The sequence below is a fragment of the Leptospira johnsonii genome, from assembly GCF_003112675.1.
Taxonomy (GTDB): Bacteria; Spirochaetota; Leptospiria; order Leptospirales; family Leptospiraceae; genus Leptospira_B; species Leptospira_B johnsonii.
Genome location: NZ_BFAY01000012.1, coordinates 225218 through 245358, shown reverse-complemented (window position 1 = coordinate 245358; position 20141 = coordinate 225218). Strand labels below are relative to the sequence as shown.

General features: G+C 40.2%; 19 protein-coding genes. 10 read left to right on the top strand and 9 right to left on the bottom strand.

The genetic code is table 11. The features are described from left to right. Positions 1-119 precede the first annotated feature (119 nt). Entirely contained in the window at positions 120-473 is a 354-nt protein-coding gene (locus LPTSP_RS18300) for an LB_289 family protein (RefSeq protein ID WP_036089886.1), read from the top strand. Between the two features lie 403 nt (positions 474-876). On the opposite strand, the gene LPTSP_RS18290 is transcribed toward LPTSP_RS18300, so the two are convergent. From LPTSP_RS18290 to LPTSP_RS18275, 4 genes are all read right to left on the bottom strand, one after another. After that, a complete protein-coding gene (locus LPTSP_RS18290; protein ID WP_100769071.1) occupies positions 877-1134 on the bottom strand; it encodes an RNA recognition motif domain-containing protein in 258 nt (85 codons plus the stop codon). A gap of 302 nt (positions 1135-1436) precedes the next feature. Then, positions 1437-2675, bottom strand: coding sequence for an AZOBR_p60025 family cell surface glycopolymer formation protein (locus tag LPTSP_RS18285; protein ID WP_108930177.1), 1239 nt, complete (start codon positions 2673-2675; stop codon positions 1437-1439). 1 nt (position 2676) lies between these two features. Continuing rightward, positions 2677-4263 (bottom strand): hypothetical protein, encoded by a 1587-nt coding sequence (locus tag LPTSP_RS18280; protein WP_108930176.1) that lies wholly within the window; start codon positions 4261-4263, stop codon positions 2677-2679. Next, complete coding sequence (locus tag LPTSP_RS18275) at positions 4260-4658, bottom strand: Fur family transcriptional regulator (protein WP_108930175.1); 399 nt, start codon at positions 4656-4658, stop codon at positions 4260-4262. The genes LPTSP_RS18280 and LPTSP_RS18275 overlap by 4 nt, the downstream gene beginning before the upstream one ends. 166 nt (positions 4659-4824) lie before the next feature. Here LPTSP_RS18275 and LPTSP_RS18270 point away from each other — a divergent pair, with 166 nt between their 5' ends. Further along, a complete protein-coding gene (locus LPTSP_RS18270) occupies positions 4825-5529 on the top strand; it encodes a leucine-rich repeat domain-containing protein (protein ID WP_108930174.1) in 705 nt (234 codons plus the stop codon). Here the strand turns inward: LPTSP_RS18270 and LPTSP_RS18265 are convergent, their stop codons facing one another. After that, positions 5530-6315, bottom strand: coding sequence for a hypothetical protein (locus LPTSP_RS18265; protein WP_108930173.1), 786 nt, complete (start codon positions 6313-6315; stop codon positions 5530-5532). A gap of 93 nt (positions 6316-6408) precedes the next feature. On the opposite strand from LPTSP_RS18265, the gene LPTSP_RS18260 reads away from it, so the two are divergent. Next, positions 6409-8028: a peptidase M30 gene (locus tag LPTSP_RS18260; protein WP_108930172.1), complete on the top strand. Its 1620-nt coding sequence runs from the start codon at positions 6409-6411 to the stop codon at positions 8026-8028. On the opposite strand, the gene LPTSP_RS18255 is transcribed toward LPTSP_RS18260, so the two are convergent. From LPTSP_RS18255 to queA, 4 genes are all read right to left on the bottom strand, one after another. After that, entirely contained in the window at positions 8029-8337 is a 309-nt protein-coding gene (locus tag LPTSP_RS18255; protein WP_108930171.1) for a YbaB/EbfC family nucleoid-associated protein, read from the bottom strand. It abuts the gene before it with no gap. A gap of 56 nt (positions 8338-8393) precedes the next feature. Then, complete coding sequence (locus tag LPTSP_RS18250) at positions 8394-8648, bottom strand: hypothetical protein (RefSeq protein ID WP_108930170.1); 255 nt, start codon at positions 8646-8648, stop codon at positions 8394-8396. A gap of 86 nt (positions 8649-8734) precedes the next feature. Beyond that, positions 8735-10354: an AAA family ATPase gene (locus tag LPTSP_RS18245; RefSeq protein ID WP_108930243.1), complete on the bottom strand. Its 1620-nt coding sequence runs from the start codon at positions 10352-10354 to the stop codon at positions 8735-8737. Between the two features lie 51 nt (positions 10355-10405). Further along, entirely contained in the window at positions 10406-11461 is a 1056-nt protein-coding gene (queA, locus tag LPTSP_RS18240) for a tRNA preQ1(34) S-adenosylmethionine ribosyltransferase-isomerase QueA (RefSeq protein ID WP_108930169.1), read from the bottom strand. 84 nt (positions 11462-11545) lie between these two features. Between queA and LPTSP_RS18235 the strand changes: the two genes are divergently transcribed. From LPTSP_RS18235 to LPTSP_RS18205, 7 genes are all read left to right on the top strand, one after another. Beyond that, on the top strand, positions 11546-12856 hold the full coding sequence (locus LPTSP_RS18235) for a glycosyltransferase family 87 protein (protein WP_108930168.1): 1311 nt from the start codon (positions 11546-11548) through the stop codon (positions 12854-12856). Positions 12857-12871: 15 nt separating this feature from the next. Beyond that, entirely contained in the window at positions 12872-13999 is a 1128-nt protein-coding gene (locus LPTSP_RS18230; protein ID WP_108930167.1) for a glycosyltransferase family 4 protein, read from the top strand. An 11-nt stretch (positions 14000-14010) separates the two neighbouring features. Continuing rightward, complete coding sequence (locus LPTSP_RS18225; RefSeq protein ID WP_108930242.1) at positions 14011-14616, top strand: LIC20162 family protein; 606 nt, start codon at positions 14011-14013, stop codon at positions 14614-14616. Then, positions 14616-16001, top strand: a complete 1386-nt coding sequence (locus LPTSP_RS18220; protein WP_108930166.1) for a hypothetical protein — start codon at positions 14616-14618, stop codon at positions 15999-16001. Before LPTSP_RS18225 ends, LPTSP_RS18220 begins: the two co-directional genes overlap by 1 nt. A 63-nt stretch (positions 16002-16064) precedes the next feature. Further along, the gene (locus tag LPTSP_RS18215) at positions 16065-17573 is read left to right on the top strand and encodes an MBOAT family O-acyltransferase (protein ID WP_108930165.1); all 1509 of its coding nucleotides are present in this window, start codon (positions 16065-16067) and stop codon (positions 17571-17573) included. Between the two features lie 7 nt (positions 17574-17580). After that, positions 17581-18741: a hypothetical protein gene (locus tag LPTSP_RS18210; protein ID WP_108930241.1), complete on the top strand. Its 1161-nt coding sequence runs from the start codon at positions 17581-17583 to the stop codon at positions 18739-18741. A gap of 2 nt (positions 18742-18743) precedes the next feature. Further along, positions 18744-20141, top strand: coding sequence for an MBOAT family O-acyltransferase (locus LPTSP_RS18205; protein WP_108930164.1), 1398 nt, complete (start codon positions 18744-18746; stop codon positions 20139-20141).

The window sequence follows — 20141 nt, the reverse complement described above, 5'->3', positions numbered from 1 at the left end:
AACTTCCGCCAGATCGGCAGCTTGTATTAGTTTTCCTAATCGATTTTCAAAGGGTTTTTTCTTTGCCCGTGAGCTGGATTCGAAAACATGGCAGGTATAGCCGATAAGAGAGGGTTCTTATGAAACGGACCGAATTGGAGAGACGAGAAAGAGATCTCCGCAAAGCGCAAAAAAAACAAGAAGCCCTAGATAAACGCGGAGGCGGAAACGGAGTCGGCGATTTTATCGATCAACTTTCCGGGTTATTCCGTTACGATGCCACTGAGATCTTTAATACAAAAGACGATATCAATATCCTGGAAGTTTTGGAAGAGATGCAAGTGATCCTTCCCCAGAAAAAATGGGACGATGTTCTCAAAAAGGCGATTAAGAAAACTGGCGTCGTAGAAAAAGAAAGAGCCTACAAAGAGCTTGTAGAACTTCTAAATGTAGAAGAAGAAAACGAGGATGCTGAGGAAGAAGTAGGCGTTTAATCCCCTACTTTGCTTGAATGACGAACCGATTTTCGGTTTGTACTTCACTTCTAAAAGAGCGTCAAATATTTCAGATCCTTTCCGAATTCTCACCTGAATTCGTAGGTTCCATTCCGATCGGAGTGGAACTTCCCAGTCCGACATCCATATAATTTGCGAGTTAAGATATTCTCTCCCGAAAGTTTTAGAATCCTTTTTCTTCTTAGCCTGATTTTCAAATTTCTGAAAAAGGCGATATCTTTAGGCTGTCTGTATCGGAGAAAAAGAAGGTTGGAAGAAGTACCGAAGAGGTTTGCGGAACTTTTTGGTTTGGAAGGAGATCCATACTCTTCTCTTTTAGAATATGGAGAAAAGCAAAATGGATAGGAAAACTCGGGGAAGTTTCCTCCCCCGAGGATAGATCTTAATGTCTTCTTGGTTTGTTGAAAGTTTGAGGTTTTGCGATATCGATATTCAAAGTTCTACCTTTGAACTCGGTTCCGTTTAGACTGTTCTTCGCGTTTTCAGCTTGCTCCTCGCTAGCCATTTCCACGAATCCAAATCCTTTACCTTCAATTACTTTCGCATAAGCTACTTCTCCGTAGTTGGAGAATAGTTCGCTGATTTCCTGTTGGCGAACTGAGTAATTAAGATTTCCTACAAAAAGTTTGCGATTCTGCATGCTTTCCTCGAACAAAAAATTTAGGCAGCTTCCGACTCGCAAACGGGAGACCAACTCGCCTTCCCATAGACATACTTTAAGAACAGCGGATTGATTTGAATGACGGTAAAATCGCGGATAGCAGGGTTTCTAAGAGAAGCAAAGCTCGGATTTCACCGATCTGATTACAATGACACGTGCGGATTTCTGAACAGCGGACCTACAATAAGACCATTCTAATTCTTTTATAAGAAGAATCAAGTCTAAGAAAATTTTTGTAGATATCCGTTTGCAAAAAAACAAAGATACGGAGCGGGGCCGGATCACCAGACCAAGTGACGTAAAGGTTTGGAAACGAATGCCAATTTTATTAAAAACGAAATTAGAATAATGCCGGTTAGGGCCCAGTATGTTCCGCTCGGAAGGGACTCATCTTCCTTTTCCCATAAAATTAATAATGGAAGGCTGAATGTAAACATTCTGGAAACATTTTCATAGGTGGCCCAATAGAGAATATACCCTCCAGCATACGCAGTTAATAAAAGAATTCCAAAACCTAGCCTAAATCCCAGGCCCTTTTTCCAATCCCCTCTGAATAACAAATAGGTTCCGGACAAAAGAAGAAGTACCAAAGGAAATCTTGAGAATTTTTTGATCAGAAGGATAAGATTCTTATCACCCGAAACTAAAGCTTGTTGGAGTTCCCCGAAATATCCGGAAAGTCCTCCAAATGGGTCAAAGAAATGACCCAAACTACCAGGGGTCCATTCCGGGAATTGGGTCCTTAGATATAAACTCCAGGCGACAGGCAGGATTAAAGAAGAAGCCACCCAGATACTTTTTCTGAATTCCTTTTGGAATAAGGTAGTTAGTCCCAAAGGAAAGAACAAAAAGACTGCCTGTTCTTTTGTGAGGATGGCAAGACCCGCTAGAAAGGAGAAGGTTATAAATCTTTTTCTGATAAAGGCCCAATACGCTAGGACGCTTAGGCCCATCATCACAGTATCTGATACAAGTAAGATATAACTTCCCAATGCAAAGGGAGAAAGTAGATAGAATGCGCTTAAATACTTTTTAGGATCCGGCAATAAGTCTCTGATTGCAAGATAAGAAAGGTAGAAGATCCCCAGATTCAAAAAATACATCCCGAAGATTGTCCCGTACATTCCCAACCAACCGAATGGGGAGACTAAAAGTGGATAACCTATCCTAGGAGCCCTAAAACTTGTCTCGAAACCGTGCGGCCAATCCAAACTAAAACCGGATAACATCCTAGAATAATAGTAAAAGATCTGTCCGTCGTAACCGGCTCCCAGATTCCCCTCCTCTCCTAAGAACACGATCGCACCTGGAGGAGTTTGTTCTTTATTTTGGTCCGCAAATTCTTTTCCAAAATTTATCTGGGAACTCGGGCTCCAAGAGTATTTCTTCCATACACAAAAAGAGGAGAAGGTATATAGAATGAGAAAAATCGCCGTAAATAGTTTAGGATTTCCTAATACACTAACCCATTCAGCTTTAAGTTTCTCATTCGGTAAAAATTTGGATAAGAATCGGAACATCTCATTTTTCCGTTAATGTTTCTAGGATCCAGTCTGCAAATAGATCTGAGGATTTTTCGGAGGCCTGGTAAGTCAAATGGTGAGGATCTAAGAAGGATTTTTTATCTTTGAAATCGGACACTGCATTTTTGAACGTATATTTATCTTTTCCCAAGTTTTCCAAATAAGAAATATATCCTTTGTACCAAGGACTTGTTTCATATACTTCTCTTTCAAAAGGATTTTCGGGAGAGTTCACGAGAACCACTTGGATTCCTTGTGATTCCAGATACTCAACTGCTTTTTTTAAATATTCCAATTCGGACCAAACAAAAAATTTCGGAGAAGATGCTAATTTGATCTTTGCCATTCTGAGAGTGACCAGTCTGGACATTTTAGAACTTTCTCCCTTGTAGCCGTAGATCCTTTCCGTATAATCCTTAGAATAAGTAACATCGTCCATATTAGAAATCCTGGAATCGTCTAAACCTGGAATTCGAATATAAGAGATATGTTTTCGGATCTCATTTCTGCAGAAGTTTTGGGAAAGTCTGATCCCATAAATTTCCTCAGTTCCGAAAATCCTGGAATCCACTTGTAAGGAAGAGATCTTTTTATCGGAAGCAATTCTGAGTTTGGTTTTATCCGATTTTTCCGGAACGTTAAATTTGATCGTATGCCAACCGGACTTTGGAAAAGTTTTATCGAATAGGATCGGCTTACCTTCTCCCCAAATCCTGAGAGTGGTTCCTTTTTCTTGAAAGAATACACTCTCTTCGAAGACTCCGTTCTTCAATTCACAATCAATCGAGAATTCGGGTTTGGCCCATCCTCTTAGATAGATACCTTCCTCAGGAATAATACCAGTATAATAATGGTAAGACCTCCCACTTCTTAGATGGTTTTCAATCCACGCATCCATCGGATCATACAAGAAACTTCTATAGCGAACCACTAAGAACAAGGATCTAGAAAGAATGGATAAAAAGGCGGATTTGCCGGTTTTCAGAATACTTTCATACTTCTCCCTTAGATATTGGGCAGGATAGATCATCCTGTTTTGATGCCTTGTTTTTGCGGAAACATCGTCCAAAACTTTTTCGGAATATTCTAAATTCTGAAAGTCGATGATGGACTTTTCCTGATAAAGCAGATTTTGTTTGTATTGGGCTAATCTGTCTTCACTTTCTTTCTCTGTGATCAGAAAGTCCAATTGCAGATCCGCAGGATTCAAAACAAAAAATACAAGCTTGGGTTGTTTAGAAGCTATATCTTCCTTATAAAAATAGAAATCGGAAGGTGTTAATGCCGGATGCGAATAGAATTCCGTGCGAATGGATGCACCTTTCAGTCTCTCATTCATTCTTTCCGGAAGAGAAGAATAAAGAGCAACACTACTTCCTACGATCAGCGTACCTTTTTCATTTTCCGAGAATTGGATCCTTCTTCTTTTTTCCAAGAAGTTGAACCAAGGAGAAGTATCCCACTCTAGTTCATTCGGGAATCCGAAAAGCAGATTGTCCAATACGACCCGATCTATAAGGGAGAATAATGCGATAAATAGAATGCTTAAATAGATAATTTTAAATTTTAGTTTTTTTTGATTCATTTTGAAGAGGTGTTACATTCGGAACAAACGCCGTATAAGATAATTTCATGAGAATCTAATGTAAATCCCTTAGGAAGATTTTCCATTGGGAAAGGACATATCTCCACATCAAAAACTCGATCGCAAATTTTACAATGGAAATGATGGTGATGATCCAGATGGCTGATCTCGAAACGGGAAGATTCTCCGGGCAATTGGATCTCATGGATCGAACCGGATTCCAGAAGATGGTTCACAGACCGATATACGGTAGCGATCCCTATATTCTGTATGGATTTTTTAGAGATATCGTGGATTTCCTTTACCGAAAGAGGACCTTTTGCATCCCGGATGACTCTCAGGATCTCGCCCTTTTGTTTGGTGTTTCGAGAGGCGGATTTTTTATCTTCTTCCATTCGGACCGGCTTCGAATCTTATCTTGCTCTAAAAAGGAGACTGATGTCAACTCGATTCCCGTTGGAATTCCAACCCGTAAATCAGGGAGGAATAATCGTTTTTAAAATAGCTTGTACGAACTATTTTTGGTTTTCTTCCATATAGAATCTAAATAGATTCGATCTTATGAGGAAAACTTTTCTCATCCTCTATTTCTTATTCGCCTGTTCTCAATCTAGTCATTTGATCTCCGTTCGGAACGGTGAAGGTGAGATCCTAGGCAAGTATCCTAAAGAGATCAGATGGTTAGGATTCGAAGACAACCCTAGTTGGAGCGACCTATCTGCATTCTCCGGATTAGAAGTCCTAGAACTAAATTCTAAAGAAGTAAGATCATTGGAAGGTTTGCCTGATCTTCCAAAACTCAGATATATTCATCTTTCCGGATCGTCCGTAAAGGATCTTTCACCTCTAAATCGTGTTGCAAAACTGGATAGTCTAGTGCTGAACCAAACGGAAATAGGCGATCAAGATCTGAAAAATTATCTGCATTGGAATAGGCTCACAAGAATTGAACTGACCGATTCTAAAATTTCCAATCTAGGATTTTTAGGGCCTGGATGTAGTGTGAAACATTTGCAGTTAAAACACACTAAGATTACTGATCTAAGACCTTTGGAACATTGTACAAGACTAATGGAATTGTATCTGGGTGGGACCCAAGTAAAGGATTTAAGTCCGTTATACGGTCTAACAAACCTGATCCATCTACAACTGGATGGTTCGGATGTTTCCGCAAAAGAAATTTCGGACTTTAGAAAGATCCAACCCTATGTTAAGATCATACCTGGCCTACGTAGGATCTTAAGTTCTGAGAACGGATTGGACTGATTACAGTGCGAGAGGCCTTGCTTCTCCGGGATTTGTGTATAAGATCATATCTCCAGGTTCTGCATGATTTGATTTTTCGGTCTTGATCTCTCCGGTAGTCTCTACCGTTTTCAAAGTATTCAATTCCGTTTTTCTTCCATCCTGTTTTTCTAATATAGCCTTTGCACCTTTTCTGACCCTCGAAAGACGTATTCCCCAAATACTTGTGATATCTGAATCCGCTTTTAAGATGATTGCAGAAATCTGGGAAATATCGGAAGATCTAGATTTTTTGAGAAGGATCCCTTCTTCTTCTCCTTCCGGGCCTGGACTTAAGCGAATATCTTCCGGACCTGATTTCCATATTAGAAATTCGAAATGATCGCATTCATAAGCTCTGGTTAAAGTCCAGCGATCTCCCGGATTTTTACTTGTGAACATCCTACAAAGTTTGGGACGAAATCTGAAAAATTTTCCGGACTCGTCTAAATTTAGTTTCCCCTCAAACCTTGTTTCTTCCCAATTTTTGGATCCGCTCACTGTTAGTTGGCTGATCAACATTTCTTTTTTGTTGGAATGGTTTAGATAAACCTGTCGGATGTAAAACCCGGTTGGGATTTTTTTGATCTCGGAAAAATATTCTCCGCTATTCGGAATAGAATCGAATGCAGGAATCTGTGGACCTTGGATCGGATCTTTTTGTAAGGGAGAAGGACGAAATCCGCAATTGTATCCTAACGAAAAAATTACGATATATTGAAATTTTTTGGAAAAAAATTTCCAAATCTTTGGAACCTTTTTAGCCAATGATCCTTGCTCCCATTCGACCCTGAATAATTATTGACCTTAAGAAAAAGGATCAAGGCGTAAAGCTAGTTTCCTTTTTCGGCGGGAAAGATCATGAAGGTTTCGACCGGAGACGGTTTTTGGAAGTCCCTTTATATGCCAATAGGCAGATCTTTTTATACGTTTGTACTTTCGATTTGTTTGATATTCTTACTTTCAGACTGTGTGGTCAGCAAAGACGCACTCGGCACCCAGGACAAATCAGAACCTAGTATCGACGATCTACTTTCTTTAGCCAAAGTATCTAGTTCCTGTGGTGGCAATAATACATTCTGGATCCGTAATCTTATAAAGAATAGTTCTAGCTGTGCGCAAACGACTAAAGTGGCCTCAGGCGCTCACGTAAATATCTATGCAACGAGCGGCTTAGAATCCGCTTTAGATTACCAATACATCTCTCAAGAATTCGATTCTAAAATTTATCCTAGATTAGGCGAGGCCTTTGGCTTTTCGGATGATCTAGACGGAGATGGAAAAGTTGCTGTCATCGTTTCAGATATACATGACGGAGGCCAACCAGGCTCTTCTTTTGTGGCCGGATTTTTCGATCCGGTAGATTATTTCCCAGATAATTCCGGTTATTCAGTCCGCTCTAATTATGCAAATATAGTGTATATGGATGGGGTCGAACTGGTTACAGTCCGAAACTCAGACCTTGCCCAGGGAAAACCGGATACATTCTTAGCTACTCTCGCCCATGAATACCAACATTTGATCCGATTCCAGTACGAGGCCAGGATCATGAGCCAAGGTGGAGGAAGAGACGAGGCTTGGATCAACGAGGGAACTAGCGAAGTAGCAGCAGATATAGCAGGTTATTCTCCTCAGATCAATCGGATCAATTGTTATAGAGGTAGGAATTCAAACTCCTGTTCTAGAGGTGCAAACGGAAATAGTATATTCGGAAGTTCCAAATTTAATTCCTTAGTAGACTATGCATTCGCTTATTCCTTTATGAAATACTTATATATGATTTCTGGAAGCGATACCGATTCCAGAAATTCATTCTTTAGAACTGGAGTCCAGGGTCCTAAAGGTTATAGAGCATCCGACGCAAACGGATTATTCCATCTGTTCAAAACAAGTGCAGATAGTTATCTAACTTCTCCCCAAGAAATTAAAAACGCAGTCGGAATAGATGGTTCAGAGATCTTTATGAAAATTTATCCTGCGTTCTTATGGCAATCTTTAGGAGATATTTCTCCAGAGTTTGCACAATCAGGAACAGATACTGGCAACACCGCTGAATTTTTACAAGATATCACTAAGACGATCCAATATTTCCCGTTCCCCGCGGCAGGAACAGATGGAGATGTATTGAGAAAATTATACGATCCGCTCAGAATACCTGAAATTACTCCATTAGGACAATTAAATCCCGGACAAATCCAATTCGTAAAAGCGGATCGTTCTAATTCCAGCTCGATCGAAAGATTAGTATTATTAAAAAAGAATATAGATGGAAATTTATATTCTCTGCAGATCAATACTGAAATGAAAAGATCCGGAGATATCTCGGTATCTTTAGGAATTACTGAAAATGACGACGAAGGAGAAGAAGCGATCGTTCTTCCGGAGTCAACTGACACTCGTCCGATCTGCCCTCATGAGTTCTTTAAACTCTCTCGGAACCGGACGAAACAGAAAATTTTTAACGAATATAAAAGCCTTTAATTAAGGCATTCCGGACAGAAGAGATTTGAATTCTCCCATTCTTTCTTCTGCTACTTTCTGAGCGGCTTCCATAGATTGATTCACAGCTTGCTTTATACTTTTTTGAAGTAATTTTTTATCATTCTTAGCAAGTAAAGAATCTTCGATACGGATCTCTTGAACGGTTTGTTTGCCGTCGGTAATACAAATCACCAATTCGTTCTTGGATTTTCCCTCGAAGGACAGCGCCTCCAGTTCCTTCTCCAACTTTTTCATACGAACCCGCATTTGGTTCATCTGTTTTAGATTATCTAAACTTTTGCCGAACATCGAGCACTCCCGGTCTTTCTTGATAGGATTTTCAGACCGGGAAGCGGAGCAAGAAATTAAACCAGGCTAGGTCCGGTTTCTCCTACTCTCTCTGGCAGATCTCGGATTTGTTCCGAGCTTGGTTCCCAAGTAAATTGGTCGGGGATGAGTTCTCTTAAGACCGGTTCATCGGTTAAAAAACCTCCGGTCCTGACTGGGGCGATTCCCAAACTAAATAAGAATCCCATGCTCGCAACCAAGGTTACCAGAAGGGAGGACTCAATATTGATGTTTGCCCCGCGTTTCATGACTCTATACAGAGTATCGGTCATTTTGGGGCAGACTGATTAGAGGAATTCTGAGAAAAAATCAGGCTCGGGCCGTCATTTTATGGGAAAGTTGGGTCGCACCCGCGGGTTTAGGTCTCTTCCCCGTCCCTTTTACGATCTATTCTTTCTTCTATGATCCTGAAGAGAGAACCGTCTGGATATTTGCCCGATTTGGAGATCCTACCGGCTGGGACCCCGAAAATATCCGGGATAAGATCCTCCACATGGGAACAGGAGAATATCTGGAAATTCCCCTTTTTCATACTCTCCCGGATCTCTCTCGGAAGATTCAGATCTCTCATATTGTCTTTCGGGATATAAATTTTGTATTTATCTCTAGAAGAACCCGTTAGTCGGATTACATCGAACCATGCCTGGATCTTGGTATTCACGGAACCCACCGGTAAAATATCTCCGTATTGGGAAAGAGCACCTGTCACTGCAATATTACAAGGGATCTCCAGTCCGGAAAGCGCGGAAAGAAGCGCCAGAAGTTCAGCACAACTTGCAGAATCTCCGTCAATAGGAGAACTATTTTGCTCGAATAAAATAGAAGCATCTAAGCCAAAGGATTGAGTATGAGAAAACATTCCTTTGATATAAGATTGTAGGATAAAAACTCCCTTATCGTGAAGGCTTCCTGAAAGATTTACTTCCCTTTCAATATTGATCAGATTTCCGGAACCCAAGGAAACCCTGGCAGAAACTTGATTCACCTGTCCAAAATCCAAAAGAGAAGACTGCAAAAGGATCACTGAAAGTCCATTGATCCTTCCTGTCTTCTTCCCTTTGAGAGGGACGGAGATAAGGCCTTCTTTGATATTCTCCACATATTTTCTTTTGTGGATTGCAGTCCTTTTTTGGATCAGAGCCGGACCTGCCTCTATCTCTGCCCTGCCGACCGCCTTCTTTCCTTTATTATTAAATGCTAATACTTCTCTCACGAAAGAACGAAGTTCCGAAAGATGTAAAGAAAGTCTAGTCTGGCTATCATTCCATCTGAGCGCAAGTTCCAGTAAAGAGTCCAAGGCGGCTTGGTCCAAAGGAGGATAACCTGGCTTCTCCCAAGACTTGACTAGTCCCGAAAAAACTGGGAGCCAGGATTTTTCCAAACTGATCTCATATGGCATATGAATTTTAAAGTCAAAACTTCCGTAAAAGTCAGCGTCGATCTGAGAGATAGAATCCACTTCCGTTTCTTCTCCCACTAGAATGAGTCTGAACCTGGAATCTATACTTGGATGAAATCGATTGATATTGGTAGAATCGGATCCTTCCGGAAGAGATAAAAAATCTATCTTACCGGTAAGAAGTACACCTTTCAGAAAATAATATAAATCCGGATCTTCTACAAATGGTTTGATAGGAAGAAGTAAAAGTCCTCCGTTCGCTTCTGAAATTTTTCCAGGTCTGTACTTGTTCTCAAATGGAAAACCTGCCAAGGACAATAAGGTAGGATTCGGTTCTGCAACTACAGGTTGGTCTTTTACGATCTCTTCCAGATACTGTCCGAATTGTAAAAGGTTCGCTTCTATTTCGGGACCGGTGATTAAAATATGTCGGAAGAGTCCTGGGTTTCCCAGGGCCTGCCGGAATGTTCTAACTTCTTCCTTATGAAATACTAAAAAATCAGGCAGTCCGTTCCGTTTGGCCGGCTTTGCCGCTTTAAATCTAATTTCAGTTTGAGAAGGAAGAACCTTGCGTAACACCTTTCCCATTTTCCGGTTTGGCGGAGAATTCCTCAATTAAATAAGTTGGGCTCAGACTTTTTCAGGATCCAAAATCAGCATGGAATCTCCGTAGGAAAAGAAACGAAACTTTTGTTCTATGGCGAATTTGTAGGCCTTCAGTATTTTTTCTTTTTCCGCAAATGCACTTACTAGCAGGAGCAAGCTACTCTGGGGAAGGTGAAAATTCGTGATCAAACCTTCGCAACTTAGGATAGAATCTTCCGGCTGCAGGAATAGCCTCGTTTTTCCTTCTCCCGCTCTGAAGGTTTTAGTGTTTGGATCGTAAGCGGATTCCAAGGCCCTAAGTGTAGTAGTGCCTACAGAAATAATCCTTTTGCCGTTCTTCTTGGCAAAATCCAAAACGTTTTTGGTTTCGGAAGGAAGATCGAATTCTTCTTCATGGAGTTTTTTGTTCGCGAAATGATCTTCGTTCAAGGATTGGAATGTGCCGTAACCTACTTTCAATTCTAGTTTTAGAAATTCTATCTTTCGGTTTTTGAGTTCTTCTAAGAGTTCCGGAGTAAAATGTAAACCGGCTGTAGGAGCGGCTACTGAACCCAGATTTTTAGAATACACAGTTTGATAACGAACATCATCTTCTGAAGTACTTTCTCTTTTAAAGTAAGGAGGAATGGGAGTGCGGCCTATGAGCTCAAATGAGTTTTCATCAAGCGGGGTTTCGGATCTAAAGATGGTAAATTCTTCTTCCTTTCCTCCAACTGAAAACTGGAATTTTCCGCTTATCTCGTCAGAGACTATATCTCCTAACTTCAATTTTTTAGAATTCCGAGTAAGCGTTTTCCATACCCCTGGTTCTGTTTCCGAAAGGAACATTGCCTCATGTCTTCTTCCTGTTTTAGTGATAAGGAATACTCTTCGTTTGGAAACACGAGTCGCATTTGCGACAAGCACATCTCCTTCTCGGAGATAGCCTATTATCTTTGAAAATTCGGTTTCTTCTTTTAAGAAATCCTGGGTCCTTCCCAAGACGAGTAGCCTACTCTTATCTCTTTTAGCCGCAGGAAATTTTGCGATCTGGTCTTCGGGAAGTTCGAAATCAAAATCGGACAGATCTTGGAATTCCATTCTTCCAATGAATTCGATCCGAAGAATTCGGGAACCGATTTTTAATTTCTTGGCTTTTTGGGGCGGACAGAAAAGAGTACCTGAATGCGGATCGACCTGAAAAAGTCCGGCCCTGTTTTAGCATTCTTTCTATTCTTAGCTTTTCTTTATGCAAACGGGTTCAGCCGCACGGACCAATCCTCGGATTTTTCGGACTATTACGAAGCCTCCCGCAATTTCAAACAAGGCAAGGACCTTTATAGCCTGGACGCGTTGTCCGAAGTGGTCCAAGAATTCGAAAGCGGCAAATTAAATATAAACCAGATATTCGATCCGGAAGTATTTTTTAGGATCAAAGCAAAAGTGGAAAATGTCGGCTCTTATATTTATCCGCCAACTTTTGCGTTCTTGCTCATCCCGATTTCAGGCCTTCCATTCGAAGTTGCCTCCAAGATCTTTTTTACGATCAATTTTATAGCTTTGATCTTAAGTCTTCTCTTGATAGGAAAACTTTTAGGAAGAGAGAAGTCCTTTTTATTCTTATCTGCGGTTTTACTTTTATCCTTACGATTTGTAGAGAATCACCAAAACAATAACCAAGTTGGATTCTTGTTACTATTACTGATCTTGGTTTCCGTTTCCGTACAAAAGGATTGGCTGTCCGGACTAGTTTTATCTCTTGCAATTGTGATCAAGATCACTCCTGCTGCGTTCTTATTTTATTTCTTATACAAAAAAAGACCGATGGTAATCGTCTATACCGTCATCTTTGCTTTGGGTTGGATCGCGCTACCTGCATTGTATAATCCCGAGTTCACTTGGAAAATGAACCAGACCTGGTATGATTTGGTTTTAGATAAATATCTCAAATCACCTGCCTTAAGAGCTTGGAAGAATAACCAAAGTTTGAATTCTACTCTATCAAAATACTTTCTATCATATTCGGATCTACTAAACCAGGGAAGATTCGGGATGCCGTTTGCTGCTTTAACAATAAATCAGGTAAAGGTCATCTCCGGACTTTTAAGTTTGGGGATCGCAGGTCCTTATTTATATAAAGTATATAAAGGCGCCTCGGAAGGTTTTGTTCTATCCGGACTATTCTTCTTTTCCATAATTTTTAGCGGGATTTCTTGGATCCATGCATTCGTATTCTTATTATTTCCTACTGCTTTTGCTCTCTCCAAACTTTGGCCAGAACAAGGAGAGCAGTTTCTGATCTGGGAAAAATGGAAAGCAAAACTTGTAGAATACAGATCCGCTACGATCTTTATCTCAATTTCCATAATGGTTCTACTCTTAAACAGAAGTTTTATAGGAAATGTTGCAGAAGAAGCTATACTCATGTTTTCCTTTTTATTATACACTTCTTTAATACAGTACGCATGTATTTTCTATTCGGATCCTATCGATTAATCTTTTCATAATACGATGCTAAAAAAGGAAAATTTAAAATACAAACCAAGAGTCGCAGTGGATGCGAGGCCCTTGTCTTACGGGATCACAGGAAATTCCAGATATCTTGCAGAAGTTCTGCAAAGGCTTTTGCGTCCCGATTCTCCTTTAGAATATTATCTTTATTCAAATAAGCCGATCCATCCTATTTTTAATCACCTGATAGGACTTACTCCTACTTTTATTCCAAGTAAACTCCCGGGAGTCTTATGGTTGAACTTTACCATACCCTCCTTAGTGAAAAAGCATAGAATAGATCTGTTTTGGGGAACCTTACAATTACTTCCTGCATTCGGCCTAAAAGTTCCTACATTGGTAAACTATCATGATCTAAATTTCAAATCCGCCCCGGAGACAATGACCACTGCGAATTATTGGCAACATAAGATCTTATCTCCGATCACTTTAAAAAAAGCGGATAAGGTTCTCTGTCTTTCTCAAAATACGAAAAATGATATTCTAAACTTTTTACCCGAATTAGAACCTAAACTAGAAGTTGTTTATCCGGGAGTCCAAGGGTTCGGATCATTATCCGCTCCCGAAAAAACTCTGCCTAAAAATTTCCTTTTTTCTGTGGGAACGTTGGAACCTAGAAAGAATTTAAGCACTCTTGTAGAGGCTTACCTTTCCCTAAAAAAAGAAGAACCGAACTTCCCTTATCCTTTGGTTCTTGCAGGGAGACTAGGCTGGAAGTCTGAGGGACTTACCTCTCTTTTAAAAGAAGGCGGTTTGGAGAAGGACGGGATCTATTTTATAGAAAACCCTGACGATTCTAAGCTCGGTTGGCTTTATAAAAATTGCTCTTACTTTATCTTCCCGTCTTTGCATGAAGGTTTTGGCCTTCCTTTACTTGAGGCAATCCGGGAAAACAAACCTTGTATCGTTTCGGATATTCCAGTGTTTCACGAGGTTTTAGATGAGCTTACCGATTCTTTCGTTTCTCCTAAGAATTTGGAGGCTTGGAAAAACGCACTTTCCTTAGCCGGTAAAAAAGGGATCTATGACAGAAAGCCGAGTAGAAACGATTGGTCTTGGGATTCCACCGCAAAACTAGTCGAAAATTCACTCGTAGAACTTTGGAAATCAAGAAAGAAAAACCCCTAGGCCCTCAAAGTATGAACAAATCCAGCAAATCCAAATCCGTATGGTGGAATTGGGAGAGCTCCGAACCAGAGCTCAGATCTTCTAAGGTCAAAAAAAGTACATTAAGGATCAATTATATACCTCCTTTTTTTGGGATCTTAGTTTACGGAGTATTTTTATTCTATTTATTCCCCGTTAGGACCTTAGTTTCAACCTGGATCTTTAAATTTGTGGAGTTACTCCAGATCACCAAGGTATTAAAACTTTCTCTTTTAACGGATAAAAGATTATACGACTATACCGCACTTTTTGTGATCTCTTATATCGCATTCGCATTCTTCTTAGATTTAGTCCGATTCTTGAGGAAAAACCTATTTCAAGTTTTTGTTACGGAAGAAAATAGGCTCGCAGTTACCAAGTGGGGACTTTTAGGAAAAGAGACCATTCGCTGGAATCCGGACCAAACAGGTTTACAGATCCATCATAAATCAGGTTGGTTCCGTTCTCTCTTAGGTTTGGAAAAATTATCTTTTAGGATCCATCTTTCCGAGACTGAAAATTCAGTATTGGCAGAATCTCCTTATTTCTTCTCCAAAAGTAATCGGGAATTTTTATCTTCCGTTTTCAGATCCGTTTAATGTTCAAACGTTCCCTGGAAAGTCTAGAGTTCCTTAAAAAAGCAGAGAATATATTTCGCTCTCCTTCTATCTGGGCAGGCTTTCTATTCCTGGTTTGTTTTACCGGGATCTTATTCTTATTCGATCTAAGATTTTTATCCAGACATTACGATTGGGACTCCATCGTATACACTCATAATATAGTTACCAACAAATACTGGAAGGTCTTCTTCAATCCTCATCATATCGGATTTGAAAGTACAGGATTATTTTACTTAAAATTTTGGTATTGGCTTCACGGAACGGACTCGGCAATGTTCGGACTCAGGCTAAGAGTTTTAGCAGTCGCCTCCTTCTTCATTTTTATACTTATGCTATCTTACTGGAGATTGTATAAGGACATGGTTGGCGCTGTTCTTTTAGGACTTGCAGTTCATTATTCCCAAGGTTTTTGGTTTTACGCTCAACATAACGATACTCCTCTGATCCATTCCTGTTTTACGGCGGCCTTATTTTTACTCTGCGTTTGGAATTCTAAGAACGGTTGGTCTCCAGGAAAATTGTATATTGCAGGTTTTTTGCAGGTTTGGAATGTTTATTACCACCAATCGGATACAATTTTTCTGACATTCGTACCGGTTTCGGTTCTTCTTGCTGATAAATGGAGAGGAAGAAGTTTCGAATATTCTTATAAACTAAAACTGATCTTTGTATATTTATTCTCCGTAGTACTGATCCTGACACTTTCTTATCTGTATGTCGGATTTATACTTTTAGAAAGGAATTTAACCGCTCCTACCGAAAGTGAAAAGAATTTTGCAAACTGGCTATTCTTATATGCTTCTCAAGAAAGATGGGGAGCCGCACCCGGACCCAAAAATTATATCATAAATTTTTATAGAGGAATTGGAGACGCTTTCCTGAATTTCGAAGGAGTTAGGAACGGTCTTAGGGTCAATGCAAACGATCTTACATCTCTCAAAAGTTTTCCCTATAATTTAAATCTCGGGTTTTGGATTGGGATCTTATTTTTAGCGTTCGTAAATTGGATACGTCTTTGGAAGTCCTTCAAAACAGAACTCATTCTTTTATTCTTTTGGCTGATCCCTTCTTTCGTTTTTTATACTTGGTGGGAAGGTTATTTTTTCGAGTTCTGGGTCTCTTCCGTAATAGGCCTTCTGATCTTTGCCGCTTTGGTATTCCGTTCTTTGGAATTCGAGAACTTCAGATTTGGAATACGATCAATCTCTCATATTATTTTTTTCTCTTACGTGAGCTTACTTTTTCTAGTGAATTTCACTTATTCTACTCTTCCTAGATCCGAAAGATCCAATAAAAGTTTTATAGAAGGGATTGAAGATAAGTATGAGTATATCACTCCGGAACCGGTGTATCGAAACGAGTAAATAAGTGCTTGTGAGTTTCCCTCAGTCCAAAAAACTGCACAGGAGTCGAGGACAAACGAACGAATGCTGTTCAATTCAGCCCATTTTCTCGTATTTTTGCCGATCGTTTTGATCCTAGCAAAGATCCTAAAAGGTACATACCAAAGGGTTTTCCTACTTCTTGCCAGTCTCTACTTCTATAACGCTTGGCACCCTGCTTCCATAGTTTGTGACGATATCAGGACCTCTACCTGGTACGAGAACTGGATCGATCTATCCTTCTGTAATCTTAATATTAACTTATACATCATCATCTTGATCGTCTCCATGATCGTGGACTACGTTGCAGGAAGACTGATGAGTAAAGAAGGAGTCTCTGAAAAATTCAGAAGACTCTGTTTGATCGCATCTCTCATCACAAATCTTGGGATCTTAGCATATTTCAAATACACAAACTTCCTTCTAGAAGTTTTTGCGGACATATTCAATCAGATCTCCTCCGGCGAACCGCTTAAGATAGAACATCTGAAGATCATTCTGCCTGTCGGTATTTCCTTTTATACATTCCAGTCCATGAGTTATACAATAGATGTATTTCGCAGGAACCTGGAAGCTCGTAAGTCCTTCTTGGATTTTGCGTTGTACGTTTCCTTCTTCCCTCAATTGGTGGCGGGACCTATCGTTCGTGCTCACACTTTCTTTAGGGATTTGGACGATACTCCTAAGGTCACCGCAGAGGATGTGCAGATCGCCTTTGCTCAGATCCTGATGGGATTCACTAGAAAGATCGTATTCGCGGATAACCTGGCAAAGGTAGTAGACTTTACATTCACTAATTATAAAATTCTAAACCCCGCGGAGATATGGGTCGGAGCAATGGCTTTCGGCTGGCAGATATATTTCGACTTTGCGGGTTATACAGATATTGCGATCGGAACAGCGAGACTTTTCGGCTACAAATTCGACCCGAACTTTAACTTTCCGATGGTGGCAAGAAATATCGCAGACCATTGGTCTCGTTGGCATATCTCCTTTTCCACTTGGATCAGGGATTATATCTATATCCCTCTCGGCGGTTCTAGAGTAGGAGTTTTAAAAGGATATAGAAACCTTTTTATCACTTGGTTATTCGCCGGTATCTGGCACGGAGCGGCTTACCACTTCGTCGGATGGGGACTCTGGCAAGGGATCATGCTCGGAATTCATAGAGAATATTCCAAAACCAAACTTGCTATCTGGCTGAACGAAAGAGGAGGTTTAAGCTACGATATCGGCGCAAGAATCTTCACAATGTTCTGTCTGTCCTTCGGGTTTATCATGTTCCGTGCAAAAACGATGAAAGCTGCCTGGGCAATGATGAAATCCCTGGTATTTGCAGTACCCGGTGGGATCTACTCTGTTAAAACATTCGTAAATTACGATTACGGAATATTGCTCGTGATCTGTTTCATTCTTTCCTATTATTTCTCCCGAAACACGATAGAAACGATCGTAGAAAATAAGAAAAAGTTCGGGGTATTCGTTACAGCGAATCTATTTATCATTCTGTTCTTCGGAGCAGGAGGCCAAAACTTCCTGTATTTCGATTTCTGAGGTGAAAGTGAATCCGTATATCAGTTTGATCCGTCAGAGAAGTTTTTGGATACCGATTTTAGTATTGGCTCTATTCGATCTATGCCTACAAACAGGGGTTTATAGACCTTATCTTAAAAAAGGGTCCTTCGCAGCGAACGTTATCCGAAACACGGATTACGTTTTAGAGAAGAAAGCGGAATTCGAACCTACGATACTTCTTCTTGGGACTTCGGTTGCTCACCAGGGACTTTCTCTCAAAACTTTAAACGAAACCTTGGAACCTTATGGGGAAAAGATCCAATCCATCGCGATGGAAGGGACCGAGCTTGTAGTACAAGACGCACTTGTACGTAACCTTCTTCCTAAATTCCCTAAAGTACATACTGTCCTGCACATACTCGAGATCTCTACTCCTTGGGTCGACCAAGAAGATCTGCAAATCCATACACTTGCGATGCTCGGAGAGCTGGATAGAAGGCTGGCATTTCCTTTAATTTACGAATTCAATTATAATGTGCGTTATGATGATCTTGGATTTTTGGCGTTCAAGAGTATTGCATACAGAAGAGATATCAGAGACTTTATTTTAGATCCTTCCAAACGTTTGAAAGATATCGGCAGAAGAAAAAAAGAGCCTAAACTCACTCCTTGGCCTCATGAGAATACAAATCTTCCGAGTATCAGCATGTTCCCTGAAGTGAAGGATATTAAATCCTGTCTAAAGATCACAAATCCCGGAAATGGGACACCTGCTCCTGCAGGTTCGGACCAATTTCATAAGAAAGCGATCTGGGACACCTGTGGCTTAGGAGAAAAAACTCCCGTGAAAGTAGAAAGAACCAAACAGGTGAACAATTACTTCCATAGATTAAAAATTTTGCATAATGATATTCGCCAAGTCGGTTTGGAAAACGGACAAAAGATCAAGATCATCGGAGTGATCGCGCCTTATAGTGAGATCATTAAAAATTGGAGAAGCCCGGACAGAAACCGAATCTGGGAAGAAGAGATCGGAAAAATTGATCCGACAACTCCTCTACTCGATTACCAGGCTAGTTTAGATGGCGAGAATAATGGGGATTATTATTACGATCTAATCCATTTGAATAAGACAGGGATGGAAAAATTTTCTGCAATATTCTCCGCTGACCTACCTTCTATCCTAGGGCTTGTCCGGAAAAAATAAAGATGATCTTTACCTCCACTTTATTCTTCGTATTCTTCCTGATCGTTTATGTTCTGTACTGGTCTTGGGAAAGTCGTAAGTACAGAGAATGGATCCTTCTCATAGCCTCTTTGGTATTTTACGCTTCCTGGAATCCTCCCTTTCTTTTGCATCTTATGGGGATCGTATTCGTAAATTATCTTTTTCTAAAGCCGATCGCTAAGACAAAAAGTAAAAAGCTTCTTACAATTATTGTTCTGATAGATCTGATCAATTTAGGGATATTCAAATATTTCTATTTCGTTTCTGACAATCTTTTCTATGTAACAAATTTGTCTCTATTCGATACGAGCACATTTTCGTTCAGGATCATTCTTCCTTTAGCGATCAGCTTTTACACATTTCAGGTAATGGCATTCGTAATAGATGTATATCGCGGAAAAGTAGAAGAACTTCCGAACTTCTTTCATTTCACTTTGTTCTTACTATTCTTTCCTCAATTGGTCGCGGGGCCAATCATGAGGGCAAAAGACTTTTTCCCAAGATTAGAACAATTACGTATTCATAAAACTGCGATCTATACCGGACTATTTTTAATCGGGTTAGGAGCTTGTAAAAAGATCCTAATCGCCGATAACTTAGGAACTTTGATCGATCCGGTGTTTTTAAGACCGAAAGAATACGGAAGTGGGTCCTTACTCTTAGCAACCATCGGATTTACCTGGCAAGTGTATTCGGACTTTTCAGGATATACAGACGTAGCCAGGGGTTGTGCTTTTTTATTCGGGTTTAATATTCCAAGAAACTTTAACGCTCCATTCTTCAGTAAGAATATCCATGAACTTTGGAGGAAATGGCATATCACCTTGGGCACCTGGCTCAAGGATTATATCTATATTCCTTTAGGTGGAAGTAGGATCTCCGAATTCAGGACAAATATTAACCAAACGATCACATTCGCTCTTGGCGGTTTATGGCATGGAGCCAACTGGACTTTCTTAGCCTGGGGACTTTCTCACGGATTATTTTTGTTCGTGGAAAGATACCTGGAAAGAAAAGGTATAAGAATTTTACCTGAAGCAGGAAAATTTTTCCGAGGGGTTCGGATCTTCTGGACCTATCTCTTATTTACTCTTGCAGCAGTATTCTTCCGTTCTTTCAATATAGGAGATTCTTTTTTCTTTTTTGAAAGTTGGTTCTATCATTTCCGTCCAGAACAAGCCAATACTCTTTCTTTCAATTTAGCGATTCCTTATATTATCGGTGGGATCATTTTTCATGCTGCAGAAGCCCCATCCCATTATCCTCTTTGGTTCCAAAGAAATAGGACCAAACTTTTACTTGCCTTTCTTTTGATCGGAGCTTTGATCTTCGGTAACTACGCAGGCAAGGGACAAGACTTCATCTACTTTGCATTTTAA

Bases quoted from the DNA above. Each gene is read 5' to 3' on its own strand.
- LPTSP_RS18285 (WP_108930177.1), bottom strand. From the start codon at position 2,675: ATGTTCCGATTCTTATCCAAATTTTTACCGAATGAGAAACTTAAAGCT.
- LPTSP_RS18220 (WP_108930166.1), top strand. From the start codon at position 14,616: ATGTTCAAACGTTCCCTGGAAAGTCTAGAGTTCCTTAAAAAAGCAGAG.
- LPTSP_RS18205 (WP_108930164.1), top strand. From the start codon at position 18,744: ATGATCTTTACCTCCACTTTATTCTTCGTATTCTTCCTGATCGTTTAT.
- LPTSP_RS18270 (WP_108930174.1), top strand. From the start codon at position 4,825: ATGAGGAAAACTTTTCTCATCCTCTATTTCTTATTCGCCTGTTCTCAA.
- LPTSP_RS18280 (WP_108930176.1), bottom strand. From the start codon at position 4,263: ATGAATCAAAAAAAACTAAAATTTAAAATTATCTATTTAAGCATTCTA.
- LPTSP_RS18225 (WP_108930242.1), top strand. From the start codon at position 14,011: ATGAACAAATCCAGCAAATCCAAATCCGTATGGTGGAATTGGGAGAGC.
- LPTSP_RS18215 (WP_108930165.1), top strand. From the start codon at position 16,065: ATGCTGTTCAATTCAGCCCATTTTCTCGTATTTTTGCCGATCGTTTTG.
- LPTSP_RS18275 (WP_108930175.1), bottom strand. From the start codon at position 4,658: ATGGAAGAAGATAAAAAATCCGCCTCTCGAAACACCAAACAAAAGGGC.
- LPTSP_RS18255 (WP_108930171.1), bottom strand. From the start codon at position 8,337: ATGTTCGGCAAAAGTTTAGATAATCTAAAACAGATGAACCAAATGCGG.
- LPTSP_RS18230 (WP_108930167.1), top strand. From the start codon at position 12,872: ATGCTAAAAAAGGAAAATTTAAAATACAAACCAAGAGTCGCAGTGGAT.
- LPTSP_RS18250 (WP_108930170.1), bottom strand. From the start codon at position 8,648: ATGACCGATACTCTGTATAGAGTCATGAAACGCGGGGCAAACATCAAT.
- LPTSP_RS18235 (WP_108930168.1), top strand. From the start codon at position 11,546: ATGCGGATCGACCTGAAAAAGTCCGGCCCTGTTTTAGCATTCTTTCTA.
- LPTSP_RS18300 (WP_036089886.1), top strand. From the start codon at position 120: ATGAAACGGACCGAATTGGAGAGACGAGAAAGAGATCTCCGCAAAGCG.
- LPTSP_RS18290 (WP_100769071.1), bottom strand. From the start codon at position 1,134: ATGCAGAATCGCAAACTTTTTGTAGGAAATCTTAATTACTCAGTTCGC.
- queA (WP_108930169.1), bottom strand. From the start codon at position 11,461: ATGGAATTCCAAGATCTGTCCGATTTTGATTTCGAACTTCCCGAAGAC.
- LPTSP_RS18260 (WP_108930172.1), top strand. From the start codon at position 6,409: ATGAAGGTTTCGACCGGAGACGGTTTTTGGAAGTCCCTTTATATGCCA.